This window comes from Polynucleobacter sp. 80A-SIGWE (genome assembly GCF_018882295.1).
Classification (GTDB): domain Bacteria; phylum Pseudomonadota; class Gammaproteobacteria; order Burkholderiales; family Burkholderiaceae; genus Polynucleobacter.
In genome coordinates this window covers 920,590-941,293 of sequence record NZ_JACVOR010000002.1, presented here as the reverse complement: position 1 = coordinate 941,293, position 20,704 = coordinate 920,590, and the positions used below count along the sequence as shown (strand labels likewise).

Below are 20,704 nucleotides of genomic sequence, written 5' to 3'. Positions count from 1 at the left end.
GATTAAGCGGATTGAGCACGGCTTTGAAGTTCGGCGATGAGTTCGCGCAATGCTTGACCACGATGGCTGATGAGATTTTTCTCAGAAGGCTCTAGTTCTGCAGCCGTATTGCCCAGTTCAGGTAAAAAGAAGTGGGGATCATAGCCAAAGCCATAGGCACCTTTAGCCTCATCAATGATTTTTCCATACCAGCGAGTTTGCACAATCAGCGGCTCTGGATCATTGGCGCTATTGACCATGACAAGGGCGCAGACATAATGTGCCCCGCGATCAGCTTTACCTTGTAAGGATGCAATCAGCTTTTGGTTGTTAGCTGCACTATCTCCATCAACGCCTGCATAGCGTGCCGAGTAGACTCCTGGTGCCCCATCTAATGCATGAGCACAAATTCCAGAGTCGTCGGCTAGTGCGGGTAAGCCACTGGCAGCACTGGCATGACGTGCCTTAGCCAGCGCGTTCTCAACAAAGGTATGGTGCGGCTCTTCTGCCGAAGGAATGCCTAACTCGCCTTGAGGGATAACCTGAAAGCGAAAAGGCGCCAAGAGTTCCTGAAACTCCCGAACCTTGCCGGCATTATTAGAGGCGAGAACGAGTTTTTGCACCATCTACCCTTGATCTTTTACTTAAACGCTTCTTTTTGTAGTTGCGTTAAATCCGCAATGCCTTGTTCTGCTAAATCTAGTAGTGCATTTAATTCAGTGCGAGAGAAGGCGGCGCCTTCAGCAGTGCCTTGTACTTCTATCATGCCGCCTTTGCCTGTCATGACGACATTCATATCGGTATCGCAAGAAGAGTCTTCTGGGTAATCTAAATCAAGTACAGGGACGCCTTGATAGATGCCAACAGAAATCGCTGCAACACTATCAATAATTGGATCGGCTTTGAGTGCGCCACTTTGCAGGAGGGTATTAATTGCATCGCGTGCTGCTACATAGGCGCCAGTAATCGATGCAGTTCTTGTTCCGCCATCAGCCTGCAAGACATCGCAATCTAAATGGATAGTTCTTTCACCCAAGACTTTTAGATCAAAGACGCTGCGCATTGCACGACCGATCAAGCGCTGAATTTCTTGTGTGCGTCCAGATTGTTTGCCGCGCGCTGCTTCACGATCGCTACGAGTGTGAGTGGAGCGGGGGAGCATGCCGTATTCAGCGGTAACCCAACCTTCGCCAGAGCCTTTTTTATGTGGAGGCACTTTTTCCAGAACGCTGGCCGTGCAAAGTACTTTAGTGTCACCAAAGGCAATTAGGACTGAGCCTTCCGCATGCTTGGTAAAGGCACGGCTGATGCTTACAGGGCGCAATTCAGTAGGGGTGCGGCCACTAGGGCGGGTGATGTTGTGCTGAGTCATGGGGTGTGGTCCTAAAGATCTACAATGTCCATATGATATCGAGCATGACTGGTTATGGCAGCGCTTCTCGCCAAGTCTCCCTAGGAGCTGGCGTTGTAGCTGATCTGCAGGTGGAATGTCGGGCTGTTAATAGCCGCTTTCTGGATTTGGGCTTTCGTCTTCCGGACGAGTGTCGTGGGGCTGAGCCTGCCTTACGAGAGATGGCTACCCAAAGCCTTTCTCGGGGTAAGGTCGAGTTTCGGGCTGCCTGGCGTGTTAATTCGGGTGCTGCTGGGGCTGCTAAAGCTAACCCCCATGCCTTAGGCGCCTTGAACAAGGATCGCTTAGATGCTCTCTACACCCTGCAAGAGCATGCTCAAACAGCCTTTCCTAATGCGGAAGCATTACGTATCGCTGATATTTTGCGTTGGCCCGGAATTGTTTCTGAGCCTAGGGGTGAAGAAGAAGGCTGGATTGCCGCCACTGTAGAAGCTGGCCGCGCTGCTTTAGCTGCCCTCATGGATAGTCGCCACGCAGAAGGTAAAGCCTTAGTTACGGTACTCACCAACATCACCAGCAAGATGCGTGAGATTGTTAAGGTGATTGAACCTAAGGTTCCTGTCTATGTAGCCCAGTATCAAGAGAAGTTGACCGAGCGCCTAGCAGAAGCATTGGCCGCGCAAGAACAAGGCAAGGGTAGTAGTGGATCTGGTACTGAGTTGATGGAGCGTATTCGTCAAGAAGTTGTGCTCTATGCGGTTCGTATCGATGTGGCGGAAGAGTTTGCGCGTCTTAAGACCCATCTCCAGGCGGTAGATACTGCGCTTGCGGGCAAGGGGCCAGTAGGTAAGCGTTTAGATTTCTTGATGCAAGAGTTGAACCGTGAAGCCAATACCCTAAGCTCCAAATCCGTTTCAGAAGAATGTACGCAAGCTGCTTTAGAGCTCAAGCTCTTGATTGAGCAGATGCGTGAACAAGTGCAAAATTTAGAGTAACTGTTACTTACACAAATTATTATGGCCAGCCCCAAACCTAAAGCTAACTTATCTCCTGCCTACCAAGGCAGTATGTTGATGATCGTTGCCCCATCAGGCGCTGGCAAATCTTCTTTGGTGAACGCTTTATTACAGGAAGATGCAGCACTCAAACTTTCTCTTTCAACTACAACGCGTGCACCAAGGCCGGGTGAGGTTGATGGCAAAGACTATCGCTTTATCAAAAGAGAAGAATTTATAGTTGAACGCGATCAGGGTAATTTCTTGGAGCATGCGGAAGTGCACGGCAATTTTTATGGCACCTCCAAAGCCTGGATCGAAACCCAAATGAAAACCGGGCGCGATGTGATGCTCGAGATCGACTGGCAGGGTGCTCAACAGATTCGTCAAATCATTCCGGAAGTGCAGTGGATCTTCATCTTCCCACCATCATTTGAGGCTCTAGAGGAGCGCTTGCGCAAACGAGGACAGGATGACGAGGCAACTATTCAGAGAAGATTGGCTGCAGCCCATTTAGAGCTCCAGCATGCCCATGAGGCGGATTTCATTGTCATCAACGACGATTTTGAGCGGGCCTTAATTGATTTACGCCAGATAGTTGCAGCCAGCCGCCTGCGCTCAGGGCCGATTATGGCTCGCAACCCTGCGCTTTTAAGGCGTCTTGGGGTCTAATCAGTTATCCTATAGGTATTGAAGCTAAATTTAAGTGAGTTCAGCATGGCCCGTATTACTGTAGAAGATTGTCTAAAAACTATCCCAAATCGTTTTGAGCTGGTATTGGCCGCGACTTATCGCGCTCGTCAATTGGTTCAAGGTCACTCCCCACGTGTTGAGTCCAGAGATAAAGCAACGGTAGTTGCGTTGCGTGAAGTTGCTGCGGGCGTAACTGACCGTGACATGTTGACCAAAGTACCTTTGTAATTCAGGGGTTCCGTTGTGGAGCTCCCCTTAGGCGACCCAAACACTTCGGAATCCAAAGGTCAGGTCTCGCCTAAAGAGACTGCTAAGAGCGATAAGTCTTCCATCATCGCCACCTTGTTAGCTCAGTCGAGCCGACATTTATTTGGCCCTACTTCTGCGCCAACGTTACCTTTAAAGCATCAAGTTGTTTCTATTGATGGTCTCATTTCTAAATTAGGCTATCTCAAGCCTGATGAAGTTAACCTCATCAAGCAAGCCTTTCATTTTGCTGATGCCGCTCATCTCGGTCAGTACCGTCATAGTGGCGAGCCTTACATCACTCATCCAGTAGCGGTAGCAGAACTCTGTGCCACTTGGCGCTTAGATGCCTCCTCCATCATGGCAGCCTTATTGCATGATGTGATTGAAGACACGGGCTGTACCCAAGCAGATCTAGTCGGCAAGTTTGGTAGCAAAGTTGCGGAGCTCGTTGAGGGGTTAACCAAGCTCGATAAGTTGGAATTCCAAAGCCATGCTGAGGCGCAAGCTGAAAGCTTCCGCAAGATGTTTATGGCGATGGCGCGAGATGTGCGTGTCATTCTGGTGAAGTTGGCTGATCGTACGCACAACATGCGTACTCTCGATGCCGTCCCAATGGAGAAGCGTCGCAGGGTAGCCGCTGAAACTATTGAGATCTACGCCCCCATTGCGCACCGTCTTGGTCTGAACATTATTTATCGCGACTTACAAGATCTGAGTTTCCGTTACTCCATGCCAATGCGCTTCAGAGTAATTGAGGGCGCAGTAAAGCGGGCGCGTGGTAATCGCAAGGAGATGGTCGAGAAGATTTTGCAGAACGCTCGAATGGCATTTGCAAAAGCCGATCTAGCAGTTGATCTGCAAGGTCGAGAAAAAACCCTCTTCAGTATTTACAGCAAAATGCGCAGCAAGCATTTGAGTTTTTCTCAGGTGCTAGATGTCTATGCATTCAGGGTCACTGTACATTCGATTGATGAGTGCTATCGCGCTCTCGGAATTTTGCATGCGCTCTATAAACCAATGCCTGGTAAGTTTAAGGATTACATTGCAATTCCTAAACTCAATGGTTATCAGTCTCTTCACACCACACTATTAGGTCCATCTGGTGTGCCGGTAGAGTTTCAGATTCGTACGAGCGATATGCACGCAGTTGCAGAGGCAGGCGTTGCTGCACACTGGGCTTATAAAGATGGCACTCCAGATATGAGTGAGGTGCAAAACCGCGCGCATCAATGGTTGCAATCTTTGATTGATATTCAGGATAGCAGTGGGGATTCACAAGAATTCTTAGAGCACGTCAAAATTGATCTGTTCCCAGATGCGGTTTATGTCTTCACCCCAAAAGGGCAGATAAGAGCCTTACCGCGTGGCGCTACCGCCTTAGATTTTGCTTACTCGATTCATAGTGATGTGGGTAACACTTGTGTGGCCGTGAAGATTAATGGCATGCAGTTGCCTTTACGTAGTGAGCTAAAGAACAGCGATATTGTTGAAGTAGTGACATCAGCCAACTCTCAGCCTAATCCAGGTTGGTTGGCATTTGTTCGAACCGGTAAAGCGCGTGCCTCCATTCGTCATTCACTGAAGACCAAGCACTATGCCGAGTCTCTGCAATTGGGTGAGCGTCTCTTGGCTAGCGCTTTGCGTCAGCAGGGTGTTGATGCAGGATTGTTATCACCAGAGATCTGGGAAAAGTTACTGCATTGGACTGGCGATAAAACGCGTGAAGAAGCCTGCGTCAATATTGCTTTGGGTCGTAGATCCCCTCAAGAGCTCGCAATTCGCTTGAAGATTTTGATTGATGATGAGGGTGGCTCAGAGCAAATGCGCTTGGGCGCGGCAGACTGGGTTTCCCCTCAACAAGAAATTGCATCTCATCATCATCAGCGTCAGGCCATCTTGGTCGATGGGCGCGAAGGTAATTCGATTAGTTTCCAAACTTGCTGTCATCCGATTCCAGGCGACAACATTATTGGTTACCTCGGTAAGGGTGAGGGTTTACAGGTCCACACCAATGACTGCCCAGTAGCCCTCAGAATGCTTTCTAAGGATAGCGATAAGTGGGTTGAGGTGGAGTGGGGTAAAGAAGTTAATCGAGAATTTGAAGTTGATCTCGCAATCGATACGCGCCAAGGTAAGGGTGTATTGGCCAGGGTGGCAAGTAGTGTGACTGCTGCTGACTCCAACATCATGAACGTGTCGATGGATGATCGCTACAAGGAAGATGCTGTCACCATTCGTTTTACGATTCAAGTATCAGATCGCTTACATCTTTCTAAGGTGATGCGAAGCTTGCGCACCAATCATGATGTGATGCGCGTGACCCGGGTGCGGGTCGGCTAAATTCCCTTGAAGTCCAATTACTGGTACTGAACGTCTAGGATTTCAATCTCAGTAGGGCCGGTGGGGGTTTGGATTTTGACGCAATCACCCAAGCGTGCCTTGATTAAAGCTTTGGCAATCGGTGAGACCCAGCTGACATGACCTAAGTCCAAATCGACCTCATCAACTCCCACAATCGTGATGGTTGTCTCGTTGCCAGCCTCAGGACCCTCTAGACTGGCATAGGTGACAGTGGCTCCAAAAAAGACCTGCTCGGCATCGGCATCCCCCGATTTTCTGGCTTGGTTATCGACTACTACGGCAAATTCGAGGCGCTGATTTAGGAAGCGAATCCGGCGATCTATCTCCCGAAGTCGCTTTTTTCCATAGATATAGTCCCCATTTTCCGAGCGGTCGCCATTGGAGGCCGCCCAGTGAACAACCTTGACAACCTCAGGCCGATCAAGGTTCAGGAGCTGTAAAAGCTCGCTTTTGATGCGTTCGTGGCCAGCGGGTGTGATGTAGTTCTTCTCTTCCATGGCATAATTATGGCTGTTGCGGCTGTAGCTCAGCTGGATAGAGTACTTGGCTACGAACCAAGGGGTCGTGGGTTCAATTCCTGCCAGCCGCACCAACCCATTCAGGGCCTAGTTGAAAGACTGGGCCCTTTTTCTTTTTTAGCCGTTTCATGGCGGTTTCATACGAATCCCTTATAGTTTGCCTATGGGCATTTCAGACGCTAATTCCACGAATTCACCAGCTCCGGTCGCTATTTGGTCGCAAACTGACGCAACGCATGCACAAGTGACTTTAAGCGGTGTCGTCAATGTGTATTCCTTGGCGGGTGTGTGGAGCGATATTCGGCAAAAACAAAGTCTTTGGCTAGGGTCGGGAAAAGCTCAAGGCCAAACATTAGTTTTTGATGCGTCAAAAGTAATTTCTCTGGATGGATCTGCTTTTGCATTCTTGATTGATATTGAAGAATCTCAGAAAAACGCAGGTGGGCAGTTTGATATTCAGGGTCTAGACCCGAAATATCAGCCCCTCTTGCATGAATTCGATCCGATTACAAATCTCTTTCCAGTCCCAACTCAAAAGCAAAAGCCTAACTTTGTGGTTAGCACTGGAATAGCCGCCCAAGATCTTATTGATGATGGTCGTGGACTCATTACTTTTATCGGCCATCTATCTGCTGATTTAGTTTGGTCAATACGGAATATTAGGCAAGTGCGTTGGGGTGATTTTGTGAATGCCGCAGTCGAGGCGGGCATCTCTGCGCTACCAATTGTTGGTCTGGTTGCTTTTTTGATTGGTGTGATTCTTTCGTTTCAAGCGGCCATTGGTATGGAGCAGTTCGGCGCAGTTACATTTGTTGGGCCACTCGCTGCCCTGGGGATCGTGCGCGAGATGGGGCCGCTCATTACGGCGATCTTGCTCGCGGGTCGTTCATCTGCCGCGTTCGCTGCTGAGATTGGCACGATGACAGTCAATAGCGAAGTAGATGCTTTGGTTACCGGCGGATTAAGTCCGATTCGATTCTTGGTGGTGCCCAGAGTATTGGCGGGAATATTAGTAGCCCCGATATTGACCTTATTTGCGGATGTCGTCAGCATCTTCTCTTCCATGCTAACAATGCAAATTTATGGCGTCCCCTTTATTAATTTTTATAACGGCATGCTAGCCGCTGTAGATGTTGAGGATGTTTTGTCTGGCTTGGTGAAGGCCACTTTATTTGGCGTGGTAGTTTCTGCGATGGGTTGTTTGCGCGGTATGCAAACGGGTACTGGTGCAGCGGCAGTGGGTATCTCAGCAACCCGCGCCGTAGTGAGCAGTATTGTCATGATTGTTTTAGTAGACGGTATCTTTGCGTACATCTCTTACAGGACGGGTTTCTAATGGACGCTCTTGATAACGCAATCGATGTTCAAAATCTCACCGTGGGCTACGGCTCAAAAGTGCTCTTACAGAACCTGAATTTCTCTGTTAAGAACGGGGAGATCTTCGTTATCTTGGGTGGATCGGGTTGCGGAAAATCGAGTCTCTTGAAGAATTTATTTGGCCTATATCAACCGCTTTCTGGAGATGTGTTGATCGAAGGTCAAAACATTACTACCGCCCAAGGTGCAGAGCGTCAAAAAATTATGACGAGCTTTGGAGTGATGTATCAGCAGGGCGCTTTATTTGGTTCTATGAATTTGCTGGATAACGTGACCCTCTTTATGGAGGAGTACACCCAACTGACCAGAGATCAAATGAATCTATTGGCTCGCTGCAAGCTTGATCTAGTTGGGTTGCTCCCATACGAAACTTATATGCCGAGCGAGATTAGCGGCGGCATGCAAAAGCGGGCTGCGATTGCGCGTGCAATGGCCCTGGATCCTAAGATATTATTTTTGGATGAGCCTTCAGCAGGCTTGGATCCCATTACTTCAGCCGATCTGGATAGTACGATTTTGGATCTCTCTAAAAACCTGGGATTTACCTTTGTGATCGTCTCCCATGAATTAGCCAGTATTTATTCCATCGCCGATAAGGTGATCATGCTAGACAAGGATGCCAAGGGCATCATTGCTGAGGGTGACCCTAAGGTATTGCGAGACACCAGTAAAGATCCCCGAGTGCATCAATTCTTTAATCGCATCATGAGCAAGGACGCAGCATGAGTAATAACTCCAATCCCAATTATTTCCGCCTAGGTGTTTTTGTCTTAGCGGCAATCGGCGTTTTGCTCGCCATTATTTTGATCTTTGGTTCGGGTCAGTTACTCAAACAATCTTTCATGATTGAGACCTATGTCAAGCAATCGGTGACAGGATTAGATGCTGGTGCTGCAGTACGTTTTAGGGGTGTCAAGATCGGCCAGGTAACTTCTATCAATTTGTCCGGTGATGTGTACGAAAGAGAAGTGCCGATGCCACAGCGACATGAATACGTTGTGGTGAGGATGCAAATTTTTGGCGACAAAGTTCAGCTCGAGCATTTGGAAACCTACCTCAAAGATAATCTTCGCGCTCGTATTAAGTCTATGGGTATTACCGGCGTCAATTATGTTGAGTTAGATTTTTACTCTAGCGCAAGCCAGTACTCGCCCTTAGCGTATACGTGGTCGCCTAAATATCCGGTAGTACCTTCGATGCCAAATCAAGCAGATGAAATTATTTCCGGTATTCAGAAGTTGATCGGTGCCTTGAACGGCTTGGATGTAGATGGAACTCAAAAGAAGTTTGATGCCTTGTTAGGTAACCTCAATAAGTTGATGGCGGGTGATGGTAAAGATAGTTCTGGCCTCATTTCCTCAGTTAAGGACCTCAATCTAATTTTGGATCGGATTGCTAAAGCGACAGATAAAGATCAGCTCAATATTTTGATGCGCGAATTAGCTGCCGCTATGGTTTCCTTGCGTCAAACCGTTACCAGCGTTCAGGGTGATACCACCGCCACCCTGGAGAATATCCGTCAGGCAAGTGAGCAGTTAAATGAATTCACACGCGTAGCAAGTCAATCACCGTCTACTTTGATTTGGGGTGAGCCACCTGCACGCATCACGCCTCCAATGAATGGAGCCCAGAAATGACATCAATGAAAATTCAGATGATGAAAAACTCACGCCTCATTAAGTTTGCTGCCTTCACATTTGTTGTGGCTGCATTAAGCGCTTGCTCCTTACCTAAAAGACCGGCATTAGAGACGACTAGTTGGATGGTGGCACCAGAACGTACAGCCACACCTTATAAGCCGCGTACTGATTTATGGCTCAAGATGGGATCTGCCTCAACAACCCCACCTTTTGATGGCAAGTCTTTGGTCTACCGTTTGGGCGATCAGCGTTACGAAAAGGATTTCTACAATATTTATTCTGCGCTACCCAATGAAATGGTGAGCAATGCGACCCGTCAGTGGCTCAATAACGCTCAGATCTTCTCCATGACTGTAGGGCAGGGCAATAGCTTCTTCCCTTATTACATCCTGCAGGCTTCTGTAGAGGAGTTTTATGGCGATTACCGGGTTCGTCCAGAGGCTGTGGTCACTGTCGAGTTTTTCCTGACTGCGACAGATCCTCAAAAACGTAATCCCGTGATTGGTAAAAATCGCTATACCAAGAGAATTGCTCTTAAAGACAATACGCCTCAAGCCTTGGTGCTAGGTCAGCAAGAGGCCTTGGCGCAAATTCTTAAAGAGTATGAGGTAGTGCTTTATAAGTACGCCGGTAATTTGCCGCCACCTCTGGGCCAGTAGTCATATTGAAATTGCAGTGCCTATAAAAATAATGGAGTAGACATGGATTTAGGACTCAAAGGTAAGGTTGCCTTGGTAATGGCATCTAGTCGCGGTTTAGGTCAGGCAATGGCCGTTTCATTAGCGCGTGAAGGCGTTAAGGTCGCTGTGACTGGTCGCAACGCTGAGGGGTTAAAAAAATCAGTGGAGCTGATTGAGGCGGCCGGCGGAAAGGCATTGGCATTAAGCTGGGATTTATCTGACAGCTCAGTCATTGATGCGTTAGTTACCAAAGTAGAGCAAGAGCTCGGACCGATTGATATTCTGATTAATAACACTGGCGGACCGCCTCCAACCTTAGCAACCGGGCAAGACCCTGCGCTATGGCAAAAGAGTTTTAACGATATGGTCTTGTCGCTCATCAGCATCACTGATCGAGTCCTTCCAGGAATGCGTCAACGTAAATGGGGTCGCATCATTACGAGCACCACTTCAGGCGCGATTGCTCCAATCAAGAACTTAGCAATCTCCAATACTTTGCGAGCTGCGCTGCTAGCTTGGTCTAAAACCTTAGCAGCAGAAGTGGCCGCCGAAGGAATTACTGTGAATGTCATCATGCCAGGTCGTGTAGCAACAGACCGCTTGCGTCAACTAGACGAAGCACGTGCTCAACGAGAAAGCATCAGCTATGACTCTGTCGTACAAGCTAGCCTGAAGCAGATCCCGATGGGGCGTTATGGTGACCCACAAGAGTACGGTGATACCGCAACGTTTTTAGCTAGTCAAAACGCTTCCTTTATCACTGGATCAGTGATCCGTGTTGATGGTGGCCAGATTCAGGCAATTTAATCTCCGTGTTGGTAAGCTTTCTGCGGACTGCTAGGCGAGATCTTCGATCTAGTGAGCTAGTAGCCTTACTAGTTGCGCTGACGCTCTCTGTTGCAGCCTTATCTAGCGTAAGCTTCTTGGCCGACCGAATGCAGCGGGCTTTTCAGTTTGATGCCCGCCAACTTCTGGCTGCAGACTTACTGTTGGTAGCTGATCAACCTTTGCCTGAACGTTTTATTCAAGAGGCGAAGAGCTTGCAGTTGAGGTCAGCTCAAACCATTGTTTTCCCAAGCATGGCCACTGTTGGCGCTCAAAGTAAGCTGGCCTCTCTGAAGGCGGTGAGTGGCGCCTATCCCTTGCGTGGCTCCTTGCAGGTAGCGCCTTCACAAGCAAGCCTCACTCCGCCGGCTGGTTCGGTTTGGGTGGATCCTGCAATGCTCAACGCACTGCAAGCCAAAGTTGGTGATCAGATGTCATTGGGAGATAAGACTTTCCTAATTAGCGGCATCTTAGAGCGCGAGCTCGATCGGGGTGCTGGATTCATGAACTTTGCGCCACGCGTCATGATGTCGCTTGATGATTTGCCTGCAACGGGTCTTATTGGTCTCGGTAGCCGCGTGACTTATCGGCTGTTATTGGCGGGAAGCGATCAAGCTATCTCGAGTTATGAAAAGTGGGCTACTCAATGGATTGAGTCAGAAGGCCTTAGGGGACTACGCATTGAGACCTTGGAGAATGCCCAGCCTGTCATGCGTAAAACCTTAGAGCGGGCAGAGCGCTTCTTATCTTTGGTTGCCTTGCTGACTGCAATGGTAGCTGCAGTAGCCATTGCTTTATCGGCGCGTCGCTATGTTTTGAAGCAGGCTGATGTTTGTGCGGTGATGAAATGTCTTGGCGCAAGCCAAAAGACGATTCTGCTAAATCAAGTAAAAGTATTGGGCGCTCTGTGCTTATTGGCAGCCATCATGGGGGCTACCATTGCTTATGGCGTACAAGAGGTATTGATTCGTATTTTGGGTAACCTGGTATTTGCTAATTTACCTTCGCTGTCCCTTTGGCCCTTAGCCTGGAGTGTTTTATTTTCCTCCTGCTTGTTGATTGGTTTTGCTGGGCCTCCTCTATTTAGTTTGGTCATGATTTCACCTGTACGACTCATTCGGAGAGAGTTGGGTTCGGTAAATATCAAGGTGATTTGGGTGGCGCTTTTTGGACTCATTACTTGTCTCGTCTTAATTGCGATTGCAGCGCAAGACTGGAAGCTAGCCTCTTGGGTTGCTGCTAGCTTTGGCGGTGCTGTAGCGCTCTTTACCTTGGTCTCCTGGTCAGCTCTACGCGTATTTAATGTTCTGTTTTCTCAGTGGGGCGCTCAGAACTTTGCTCTACGGTTTGCGTTGACTGCACAAGCACGACGGTCAGGGTTTGCGGTCATGCAGATTACCGCTCTGGGTATTGCCTTGATGGCCTTGCTGCTGATTCTCTTGCTTAGGCAGGATTTACTATCCACGTGGCAGGAAAACATTCCAGTCGATGCTCCTAATCGCTTCATGATTAATGTTCAGGAAGATCAAAAGCTAAGCATTACTCAGTCACTGCTCGATGCGGGTGTAGCAAAGCCGAGCTTTAGCCCTATGGTTCGTGCACGCTTAGTTGAAGTCAATGGAAAGGTTGTTGGCCCCAATGATTATGTTGATGAAAATGCGCGTCGCCTAGTTGATCGAGAATTCAACCTCTCCTATACCGAGCAATTGCCTGAGGGCAATCGCATTACTTCTGGAAAATGGATTGAAGGTAGCGCACCACAGGTTTCTTTGGAAGCGGGAATTGCGAAAACCTTGAAGTTAAAGCTTGGTGATCAAATGACCTTTGAGCTTGCTGGTGAAAAAGTGACTGCACCAATTACTTCTTTGCGTAAGTTGGATTGGAGTTCCATGAAGGTGAATTTCTTCGTCATCATGCCGCCCGCCATGCTTGAGAAAATGCCTCAATCTTGGATTACTTCTTATTACCAAGGCACTGCAATTGAGGGCTTGGACTACCAGCTCGCACAGACTTATCCCAATCTGACCATTGTTGATGTAGCGACCTCATTGAGGCAAATACAGGATGTATTGGATCGACTATCTTCTGTGCTGGGCCTATTGTTTGCTTTTACGATTGCTGCGGCGATATTGGTACTCGTGGCTGCAATTGCGGCGACGCAAGACGAGCGTTTTAGAAGTGCAGCCTTACTCAAGGCGGTAGGTGCATCACGTGCCTTGCTGAGAAAGATCGCCTTAGCCGAACTCTTAATCATTGGGGTGCTTGCAGGAGCATTGGCTGGACTAGCAGCCGGAATGGCCGCATGGGCACTTGGGCGTTTTGTATTGGAGATTGAGTTCAATGCATTCGCGCAGTCTTTGGCGATGGGAATAAGCTTCGGCGTAATTGCTTGCCTCTTAGCTGGTTTTCGTTTTCAGAGAAAAATTCAAACCGCTACCGCTATGGAATGCTTGCGCGAGATCTAGGGCTCACGCACTGTCGTTCTTACGAGAGCGTCACCAAATTCTTTGGTAATTCCACTAAGCGGGTTCTTGCAAAACGGTCTGGCAGGCTTTGACGTAGTAGGGGGCTAACGCGATCCAAGTAAATGCTGAGTGGCCACAGCAATAAAGCTACCGTAAAGAGCATTTCAATAATCTGCCACTTCTGCAACTCAAAGAGCCATTGCAATAGGACACAAGGGATTAGCCATAGAGATCCATAGACATAGCGCCAGATTGCCTGCTTGCGGTTTAGGTTGTAACCGCCCGGACCAATCATGCGTACTCGCCATGTTTGCATTGCCAGTGTCTGGCCTGACTTAGTCCAATACCAAACAAAGTAAATGCCTAGGACGATATACAGATAGAGAAAGGTAAGCCAGCTTGGTAGCGCTAATCCAAACAGAATTCCTAGGCCTAAATTGGGAACCAGGAATGTCAGTGCGATGACGCCTAATAAAACTAATTGCTCGTAGAGCCCGCAGGATACTCGCCGCCAAAATTGCGGAGCGGGTAGTGCATTTAATTCAGCGGGGGTTATCACAGCTTAGAGATTCTCACGGATTACTAGAGCTGCTGTCCGGGCTTGTGCTTGGAGCCGGAGCTTCTGGAGTCGGGATGCTGCTTGCCGGCAGAGTCGGAGCTAGATTCGATTTCTGTGTGATGGGGTGCTGTTGTAATGTAGGTGCACTCGCAGCTGTTGGTTTTTTCTTATTCACCTCTGCTTGAGCTAATTTCTTTTTCTGCTCATCACTCAGTTTTTGATACGCACTCCAAGCCTCTGCTTTTTTCTCTGCTGGGAACTTGAGGCTGCTAAGGTAATTTTCTCGTGCAATGCGACGATCTTTTTGGGAGAGGTTGGACCAACTAGTCATGCGAGACTGCAGTCGCTGTTGATCGACCTCACTCATCTTCGGATAGAGATTGGCAACCTGAATCCATTTCTTGCGACTATCTGGGAGCATGTAATCCCAATCGCTTTCCAGTGGGGCCAAGATTTTTTGTTGTTCAGGCTTAAGACCTTCCCAAGTACCATCCGGTTTTTTTTCCGGAGTGCCAGTAGTTTTACCGTGGGCAGCGGGAGGTGTTTGAGCGAGTACACCTGAACTTTGCACTGATCCAAGTGTGCCAATTGCCAACATCATGCTGATGCTGAGTAAGGCAATTAAAGATCGTGGGTGGTTCAGCATTCGCTAAAGGGTTCGGTATGAGCTTTAAGACGGTGACTTGGCTGAATCAAGGCTATCTTGATCAGATTCAGCTAAAGGACCATTCTTAAGGAATCCCATGAAGCCGCTGTCGGCGTAGGCATCTGGTGGTACGTCATCCGTTAAGAGGGCGACATCCAACTCAGCTATATCGTTAATGCGGGAGTCTTGTTGCCATTGGGCGATGCCAATAAGGCCAAAAACCAACACAACCAGTGGAGCAACCCAACCTACGTTATCCCAAAAAGAACGTGAGCCTGAAGTCCAGTTTCCAGTGGAGCTGGCCAAAACATGCTGCTGAATGCGTACTTTTTCTGGTTTTTTGACAGAAATTGCCTTGAGACGCGCTGCGTACAGACGATCTTTAATGCCTACTGGCAAGGATTGGGATCCTTGGCGGAGCAGGGCGGCAGCACTCAGACCAAATTGATCTGCTTCTGTTGGGCTTAGGATGTCTTGATTGCGGTTCACAGCGTAATTCCTTTTAATTTCAATGCTTTAGCTAGAGCCTGGGTGGCTCTTGAGCAGTGGGTTTTGACACTTCCCTCGCTACAACTCATCGCAAGGGCAGTTTCAGTAATACTCAGCTCATCCCAATAACGCATCAGGAAGGCTTCTCGTTGACGGGCAGGCAATTTTGATATTTCTGACTCCAGGGACTGCAATAACTGGCTACGTTCCAGCTTAAATGCACCATCCTGGTGAATTTCACTGTCATCCGGGGCTGAAAGGGACTCCAGGGGGTCAAAATCATCGTTTTCATCCGATTTCTTGCCCATATTGGAGAACAGGGTGACCCAGGTATTACGAACCTTTTGACGCCTAAACCAGTCATGAATGCGGTTTTGGAGGATTCTGGTGAAAACAAGGGGTAATTCAGCTGCAGGTCGATCACCATACTTTTCAGCTAACTTGATCATGGCATCTTGAACGATATCCAAGGCGGCATCGTCATCTCGCACAGCATAGACCGCCTGCTTAAAAGCGCGCTGCTCAACACTGCTCAGAAAGTCAGAAAGTTCTTGGGGTGAAGCCATTCAGTAGATTAGACCTGAATCAGATGGAATTGGTCTATTTTAGGTGATTGCTATAGAATATAGGGCTTACTACCTAGAATCTCATTCAAGAAGTGGTTTTTTCCGGTAGCAGCGCCGTTCGAACTCAGGCCACAAGCAAGAGACAGAACAGACCAATCAATTTTTTGCCGAAAATTGCAAAGGACGAAAGAAAATGAATACAAGCAGCGCCGAATTTTTAGCTTCTAAAGCTAACCAAGACACAGCAAACCCAAATTCCACAGCGAATGCGCCTGAAATGATTGGCGCCGAGATGTTGGTACAAGCTTTGCACAAAGAGGGTGTTGAATACGTCTGGGGTTACCCAGGTGGTTCCGTTCTCTTTATCTACGACGAAATTTTTAAGCAGGACAAGTTTGAACACATTCTTGTTCGCCATGAGCAAGCAGCCGTGCATGCGGCCGATGGCTATGCGCGTGCAACCGGTAAGGTTGGTGTCGCACTAGTTACTTCAGGCCCTGGTGTAACCAACGCGGTTACCGGAATTGCCACTGCTTACACTGACTCGATCCCGATGGTGATCATCAGCGGTAACGTGCCAACTTATGCGATTGGTGAAGATGCTTTCCAAGAAGCGGATACCGTTGGTATTACTCGCCCAGTGGTAAAGCACAATTTCTTGGTAAAGGATGTCAGAGATCTTCCTTTAGTTATCAAGAAGGCTTTTCATATTGCACAAACCGGTCGCCCGGGTCCAGTGTTGATCGACATCCCTAAGGATGTATCCGCTGCTAAGGCGCCGTTCGTATACCCAGAAACTTTGGAGATGCGTTCCTATAACCCAGTCATTAAAGGGCATAGCGGACAAATCCGTAAAGCAGTTTCTTTATTGCAAGAAGCAGAGCGCCCATACATCTATACCGGTGGCGGCGTGATCTTGGCTGATGCCGCTCCCGAGTTAAAAGAGTTTGCAGATTTGCTGGGCTATCCAGTAACCAATACCTTGATGGGTCTCGGAGGCTTTCCAGGCACTAGCCCGCAATTCCTAGGCATGCTTGGTATGCATGGAACTTACGAAGCCAATATGGCGATGCAGCACAGCGATGTGTTGATTGCGATTGGCGCACGTTTTGATGACCGCGTGATTGGTAATACTGCTCACTTTGCAAGTCATCCACGCAAGATCATTCACATTGATATCGATCCATCCGTGATTTCTAAGCGGGTAAAGGTAGACGTTCCTATCGTTGGCAATCTCAAAGAAGTATTGGTTGAGATGACAGCCCAGCTTAAAGCTGCTGGCCCACGCAAGAATGACGCTAAGTTAGCTGCATGGTGGGAGCAGATCAACGAGTGGCGTAAAAAAGATTGCTTAAAGTACGACGAGGCATCCCAGATTGTTAAGCCACAGTATGTGGTTCAAAAGCTGTGGGAGCTCACTGGTGGTGATGCATTTATTACTTCCGACGTTGGTCAGCATCAAATGTGGGCTGCACAGTTCTACAAGTTTGATAAGCCACGTCGCTGGATTAACTCTGGTGGCCTTGGGACCATGGGTGTTGGTTTGCCTTACGCCATGGGTATCAAGAAAGCTTTCCCGGATAAAGATGTATTTGCTATTACTGGTGAAGGCTCGATTCAGATGTGTATCCAAGAGCTATCCACTTGCAAGCAGTACAACACGCCTGTAAAGATTGTGTCATTGAACAACCGTTACCTTGGTATGGTTCGCCAATGGCAAGAGCTGACTTATAACAAGCGCTATTCCAGCTCTTACATGGATTCATTGCCAGACTTTGTGAAGTTGGCTGAGGCCTTTGGGCACGTTGGTATGCGTATTGAGAAGAAGTCTGATGTTGAAGGCGCTCTCAAAGAAGCTATTCGCCTAAAAGATCGCACAGTGTTTATGGATTTCCAGACAGACCCAGAAGAAAACGTTTGGCCAATGGTTCAAGCAGGTAAGGGTATTACTGAAATGCTTTTGGGTAGCGAGGATCTCTAATGCGACATATTATTTCTGTATTGATAGAGAACGAACCAGGCGCATTGTCCCGGGTTGTTGGCTTATTTTCTGCACGCGGTTACAACATTGAAACCTTAAGTGTTGCACCTACTGAAGATCCATCGCTTTCTCGTATGACGATTGTCACGATTGGTTCTGAAGACGTTATTGAGCAAATTACTAAGCACTTAAATCGTTTAGTTGAAGTGGTTAAGGTTTTTGATTTAACTGAAGGTCCTCATATTGAGCGCGAGCTCATGATGATCAAAGTTCGCGCGGTTGGTAAAGAGCGTGAAGAGTTGAAACGTACAACGGATATCTTCCGTGGTCGCATCATCGATGTGACTGATAAGAGTTACACCATTGAATTAACTGGTGATGGTGCCAAATTAGACGCCTTTATTGATTCGATTGATCGTGCTTCGATTCTGGAAACTGTCCGTTCGGGTGGTTCTGGTATTGGGCGCGGCGAACGTATCCTCAAGGTTTAATTTTTTTAACTGATTACTGAATTAATTACATTTTCAAAACAAGGAAAGAGCATGAAAGTTTTTTACGATAAAGACGCTGATTTGTCCCTCATTAAAGGCAAAAAAGTAACCATCATTGGTTATGGTTCACAAGGTCACGCACACGCATTGAATCTGAAAGATTCAGGCTGTAACGTTACTGTTGGTTTGCGTAAAGATGGTGCTTCTTGGAGCAAAGCTGCAAATGCTGGCTTGACAGTAAAAGAAGTTGGCGAAGCGGTTAAAGATGCTGACGTAGTCATGATGCTCTTGCCTGATGAGCAAATCGCTGACGTATACAACAAAGAAGTTCATCCTAATATTAAGCAGGGCGCTGCATTGGCATTCGCTCACGGCTTTAACGTTCACTACGGTCAAGTTCAGCCACGCGCTGACTTAGATGTGATCATGATTGCTCCTAAGGCGCCGGGCCACACTGTTCGTGGTACTTACGCTCAAGGTGGCGGTGTTCCACATTTGATCGCTGTGTACCAAGATAAATCTGGCTCTGCTCGTGATGTTGCTTTGTCATATGCAACAGCAAACGGCGGCGGTCGTGCCGGCATTATCGAAACTAACTTCCGTGAAGAAACTGAAACTGACTTGTTCGGTGAGCAGGCTGTTCTTTGTGGTGGCGCCGTTGAATTGATCAAAGCTGGTTTCGAAACTTTGGTTGAAGCTGGTTACGCTCCTGAAATGGCTTACTTCGAGTGCTTGCATGAGCTCAAGTTGATTGTTGACTTGATCTACGAAGGTGGTATCGCCAACATGAACTACTCTATCTCTAACAATGCTGAGTACGGTGAGTATGTGACTGGCCCACGTGTTGTAACTGAAGATACTAAGAACGCAATGCGTCAGTGCTTGAAAGATATTCAGACTGGTGAGTACGCTAAGAGCTTCATCTTGGAAAACAAAGCAGGTGCGCCTACTTTGATTTCACGTCGTCGCTTGAATGCTGAGCATGACATCGAGGTAGTTGGTGCGAAGTTGCGCGCCATGATGCCTTGGATTGCAAAGAACAAGTTAGTTGACCAGACTAAGAACTAAGCAAGACATAAAGTCATAAATAAGCAGTTCATTAAATAAGGCTCAGAACAAAGATGATGTATCCGCACCCCATTATTGCGAAAGAAGGTTGGCCGTATTTGGCATTAGTGGGGGCTGTTACTTTGCTAGTCCACTATCTTGGTGGCATTGCATGGTCATGGCCTTTGTGGATCATCTTTATCTTTGTTCTGCAGTTCTTTCGCGATCCACAGCGTATTGCCGCTCTTGGTCGTGATTTAGTTTTATCTCCAGCCGATGGTCGTATCGTCGTAGTGGAAGTGGCCAATGACCCTTATGCCGGTCGTGAAGCTTTGAAGATTAGTGTTTTTATGAACGTGTTTAACGTTCACTCCAACCGCAGCGCAGTGAACGGTTTGGTAAAAGAGATTCAGTATTTCCCAGGCAAGTTTGTGAATGCCGATTTAGATAAAGCCTCCACTGAGAATGAGCGTAATGCGGTTGTGATTGATGCTAACGGTCAAATCGTGACTTTAGTTCAGGTTGCAGGCCTGATTGCGCGACGCATTCTTTGCTATATCCATGTTGGCGACAGACTTAAAGCAGGTGAGCGTTACGGCTTTATTCGCTTTGGCTCCCGCGTAGATGTATATTTGCCATTAACAGCTGAACCTTTGGTCAGTGTTGGTGATAAAGTTTTTGCTACGAACACTGCATTAGCTCGCGTACCCGGCTTAGATTGATTAAGCCGTTTTAACTGGGAATATTCTGTGACTACATTTCGCCGTCGTGGCCGTATTGATCGCAGTCGCTTAGCGCGTACCCGCACTGATCGCACTCAAGATGAGTGGGCAGAAGACCTTGCTGATGAAGTTGATTACGAGGTAGAAGAGTTGCATGCGGATAAACCGCGTCAACGCAGCAAAGGAATCTACTTACTCCCTAACGCATTTACTACAGCAGCTTTATTCTGTGGCTTCTTCGCCATTGTTAATGCGATGAACCACCAGTTTGAAATGGCTGCTATTGCTATCTTTGCATCCTTAGTTTTGGATGGAATGGATGGTCGCGTTGCCCGTATGACCAATACCCAAAGCGCCTTCGGCGAGCAATATGACTCTTTGGCCGATATGGTGTCATTTGGTGTTGCCCCAGCTTTGGTTGCGTATGAGTGGGCCCTAAAAGATTTGGGTAAGTGGGGCTGGTTAGCTGCCTTTACTTATTGCGCAGGCGCTGCTTTGCGTTTGGCCCGATTTAATGTCAACACTGGTGTGGTTGATAAGAAGTTTTTTCAAGGTTTACCAAGCCCGGCAGCTGGCTCTTTGATGGCTGGCTTTATCTGGCTGGCTGATGACAACAAGATCCCCGTGCGTGACACTGCGATTCCTTGGATTACTTTCTTTATTGCCGTTTATGCTGGTTTGACCATGGTATCGAATGCCCGTTTCTATAGTGGCAAGGCTTTGGATGTTCGCTACCGCGTGCCTTTTGGTGTGATGGTCCTAATGATCCTAACTTTCGTTTTGATCTCTTCAAATCCGCCTTTAACCCTATTCGGTCTCTTTGTGGTTTATTCCATCTCTGGCTATGTCATTTGGGCTTGGGAGCATCTGAGCGGTCGCCGTTTTAGCTAATTTGGAATATTTAGGTTATATTTAATCCATGTTGATGAATTTCTCACTTATCTCGAACCTGCTTCTACTAGCACTAAGCCTACAGCTTGGGGCAGGTAAGGCCTGAGTTAATGAGATTAAAGTAATTCATTAGCCACGACATACCAGCCCCAGCAAATTGCTGGGGTTTTTGTTTCTAG

General features: G+C 47.8%; 22 protein-coding genes and 1 tRNA gene. 16 read left to right on the top strand and 7 right to left on the bottom strand.

Translation table 11 applies throughout. From position 1 onward, the window contains the following. Positions 1-2 precede the first annotated feature (2 nt). Both rdgB and rph read right to left on the bottom strand, forming a co-directional pair. Entirely contained in the window at positions 3-602 is a 600-nt protein-coding gene (gene rdgB, locus ICN25_RS09595) for an RdgB/HAM1 family non-canonical purine NTP pyrophosphatase (protein ID WP_216182347.1), read from the bottom strand. Positions 603-619: 17 nt separating this feature from the next. Beyond that, positions 620-1,351: a ribonuclease PH gene (gene rph, locus ICN25_RS09590; RefSeq protein WP_216182014.1), complete on the bottom strand. Its 732-nt coding sequence runs from the start codon at positions 1,349-1,351 to the stop codon at positions 620-622. A 32-nt stretch (positions 1,352-1,383) separates the two neighbouring features. Between rph and ICN25_RS09585 the strand changes: the two genes are divergently transcribed. From ICN25_RS09585 to ICN25_RS09570, 4 genes are read left to right on the top strand one after another with little or no spacing between them, the layout of a single operon-like run. Then, positions 1,384-2,325 carry a YicC/YloC family endoribonuclease gene (locus ICN25_RS09585; RefSeq protein ID WP_216182011.1) on the top strand — a complete coding sequence of 314 codons (942 nt, stop codon included), beginning with the start codon at positions 1,384-1,386 and terminating at the stop codon, positions 2,323-2,325. Positions 2,326-2,346: 21 nt separating this feature from the next. After that, positions 2,347-2,997 (top strand): guanylate kinase, encoded by a 651-nt coding sequence (gene gmk / locus ICN25_RS09580; RefSeq protein ID WP_216182008.1) that lies wholly within the window; start codon positions 2,347-2,349, stop codon positions 2,995-2,997. A 45-nt stretch (positions 2,998-3,042) separates the two neighbouring features. Then, on the top strand, positions 3,043-3,246 hold the full coding sequence (gene rpoZ, locus ICN25_RS09575; protein ID WP_011902918.1) for a DNA-directed RNA polymerase subunit omega: 204 nt from the start codon (positions 3,043-3,045) through the stop codon (positions 3,244-3,246). A 15-nt stretch (positions 3,247-3,261) separates the two neighbouring features. Then, entirely contained in the window at positions 3,262-5,607 is a 2,346-nt protein-coding gene (locus ICN25_RS09570; protein WP_370624725.1) for a bifunctional (p)ppGpp synthetase/guanosine-3',5'-bis(diphosphate) 3'-pyrophosphohydrolase, read from the top strand. A 17-nt stretch (positions 5,608-5,624) separates the two neighbouring features. On the opposite strand, the gene greB is transcribed toward ICN25_RS09570, so the two are convergent. Then, positions 5,625-6,125 (bottom strand): transcription elongation factor GreB, encoded by a 501-nt coding sequence (gene greB / locus ICN25_RS09565; RefSeq protein WP_216182004.1) that lies wholly within the window; start codon positions 6,123-6,125, stop codon positions 5,625-5,627. A gap of 18 nt (positions 6,126-6,143) precedes the next feature. Here greB and ICN25_RS09560 point away from each other — a divergent pair. From ICN25_RS09560 to ICN25_RS09530, 7 genes are all read left to right on the top strand, one after another. Continuing rightward, positions 6,144-6,220 (top strand) — tRNA-Arg (locus ICN25_RS09560). A gap of 89 nt (positions 6,221-6,309) precedes the next feature. Continuing rightward, positions 6,310-7,482, top strand: coding sequence for an ABC transporter permease (locus ICN25_RS09555; RefSeq protein WP_216182001.1), 1,173 nt, complete (start codon positions 6,310-6,312; stop codon positions 7,480-7,482). Then, positions 7,482-8,249 carry an ABC transporter ATP-binding protein gene (locus ICN25_RS09550; protein ID WP_216181997.1) on the top strand — a complete coding sequence of 256 codons (768 nt, stop codon included), beginning with the start codon at positions 7,482-7,484 and terminating at the stop codon, positions 8,247-8,249. The genes ICN25_RS09555 and ICN25_RS09550 overlap by 1 nt, the downstream gene beginning before the upstream one ends. Then, on the top strand, positions 8,246-9,160 hold the full coding sequence (locus tag ICN25_RS09545; protein ID WP_216181993.1) for an MlaD family protein: 915 nt from the start codon (positions 8,246-8,248) through the stop codon (positions 9,158-9,160). Before ICN25_RS09550 ends, ICN25_RS09545 begins: the two co-directional genes overlap by 4 nt. Then, entirely contained in the window at positions 9,157-9,822 is a 666-nt protein-coding gene (locus ICN25_RS09540; RefSeq protein ID WP_255536745.1) for a membrane integrity-associated transporter subunit PqiC, read from the top strand. Before ICN25_RS09545 ends, ICN25_RS09540 begins: the two co-directional genes overlap by 4 nt. Before the next feature lie 42 nt (positions 9,823-9,864). Continuing rightward, entirely contained in the window at positions 9,865-10,650 is a 786-nt protein-coding gene (locus ICN25_RS09535) for an SDR family oxidoreductase (RefSeq protein WP_216181974.1), read from the top strand. Positions 10,651-10,655: 5 nt separating this feature from the next. Beyond that, the gene (locus ICN25_RS09530; protein ID WP_370624724.1) at positions 10,656-13,133 is read left to right on the top strand and encodes an ABC transporter permease; all 2,478 of its coding nucleotides are present in this window, start codon (positions 10,656-10,658) and stop codon (positions 13,131-13,133) included. A 19-nt stretch (positions 13,134-13,152) separates the two neighbouring features. Here ICN25_RS09530 and ICN25_RS09525 read toward each other — a convergent pair whose 3' ends face one another. From ICN25_RS09525 to ICN25_RS09510, 4 genes are read right to left on the bottom strand one after another with little or no spacing between them, the layout of a single operon-like run. Further along, positions 13,153-13,692 carry an RDD family protein gene (locus ICN25_RS09525; RefSeq protein WP_370624723.1) on the bottom strand — a complete coding sequence of 180 codons (540 nt, stop codon included), beginning with the start codon at positions 13,690-13,692 and terminating at the stop codon, positions 13,153-13,155. Between the two features lie 13 nt (positions 13,693-13,705). After that, on the bottom strand, positions 13,706-14,338 hold the full coding sequence (locus tag ICN25_RS09520) for a DUF3106 domain-containing protein (RefSeq protein ID WP_216181971.1): 633 nt from the start codon (positions 14,336-14,338) through the stop codon (positions 13,706-13,708). A 24-nt stretch (positions 14,339-14,362) separates the two neighbouring features. After that, the gene (locus tag ICN25_RS09515) at positions 14,363-14,827 is read right to left on the bottom strand and encodes a DUF3619 family protein (protein WP_216181968.1); all 465 of its coding nucleotides are present in this window, start codon (positions 14,825-14,827) and stop codon (positions 14,363-14,365) included. Continuing rightward, positions 14,824-15,393: an RNA polymerase sigma factor gene (locus tag ICN25_RS09510; RefSeq protein ID WP_215326823.1), complete on the bottom strand. Its 570-nt coding sequence runs from the start codon at positions 15,391-15,393 to the stop codon at positions 14,824-14,826. Before ICN25_RS09510 ends, ICN25_RS09515 begins: the two co-directional genes overlap by 4 nt. A gap of 193 nt (positions 15,394-15,586) precedes the next feature. Between ICN25_RS09510 and ICN25_RS09505 the strand changes: the two genes are divergently transcribed. Genes ICN25_RS09505 through pssA form a run of 5 tightly spaced genes read left to right on the top strand, consistent with a single transcriptional unit; the run spans position 15,587 to position 20,525 of the window. Then, positions 15,587-17,374, top strand: coding sequence for an acetolactate synthase 3 catalytic subunit (locus tag ICN25_RS09505; protein WP_216181966.1), 1,788 nt, complete (start codon positions 15,587-15,589; stop codon positions 17,372-17,374). Next, complete coding sequence (ilvN, locus tag ICN25_RS09500) at positions 17,374-17,865, top strand: acetolactate synthase small subunit (protein ID WP_015420909.1); 492 nt, start codon at positions 17,374-17,376, stop codon at positions 17,863-17,865. The genes ICN25_RS09505 and ilvN overlap by 1 nt, the downstream gene beginning before the upstream one ends. A gap of 51 nt (positions 17,866-17,916) precedes the next feature. After that, the gene (gene ilvC / locus ICN25_RS09495) at positions 17,917-18,933 is read left to right on the top strand and encodes a ketol-acid reductoisomerase (RefSeq protein WP_216133084.1); all 1,017 of its coding nucleotides are present in this window, start codon (positions 17,917-17,919) and stop codon (positions 18,931-18,933) included. Between the two features lie 53 nt (positions 18,934-18,986). Further along, positions 18,987-19,634, top strand: a complete 648-nt coding sequence (locus ICN25_RS09490) for a phosphatidylserine decarboxylase (RefSeq protein ID WP_215377556.1) — start codon at positions 18,987-18,989, stop codon at positions 19,632-19,634. 27 nt (positions 19,635-19,661) lie between these two features. Beyond that, on the top strand, positions 19,662-20,525 hold the full coding sequence (gene pssA, locus ICN25_RS09485) for a CDP-diacylglycerol--serine O-phosphatidyltransferase (protein ID WP_216181962.1): 864 nt from the start codon (positions 19,662-19,664) through the stop codon (positions 20,523-20,525). The last annotated feature ends 179 nt before the right edge of the window (positions 20,526-20,704 follow it).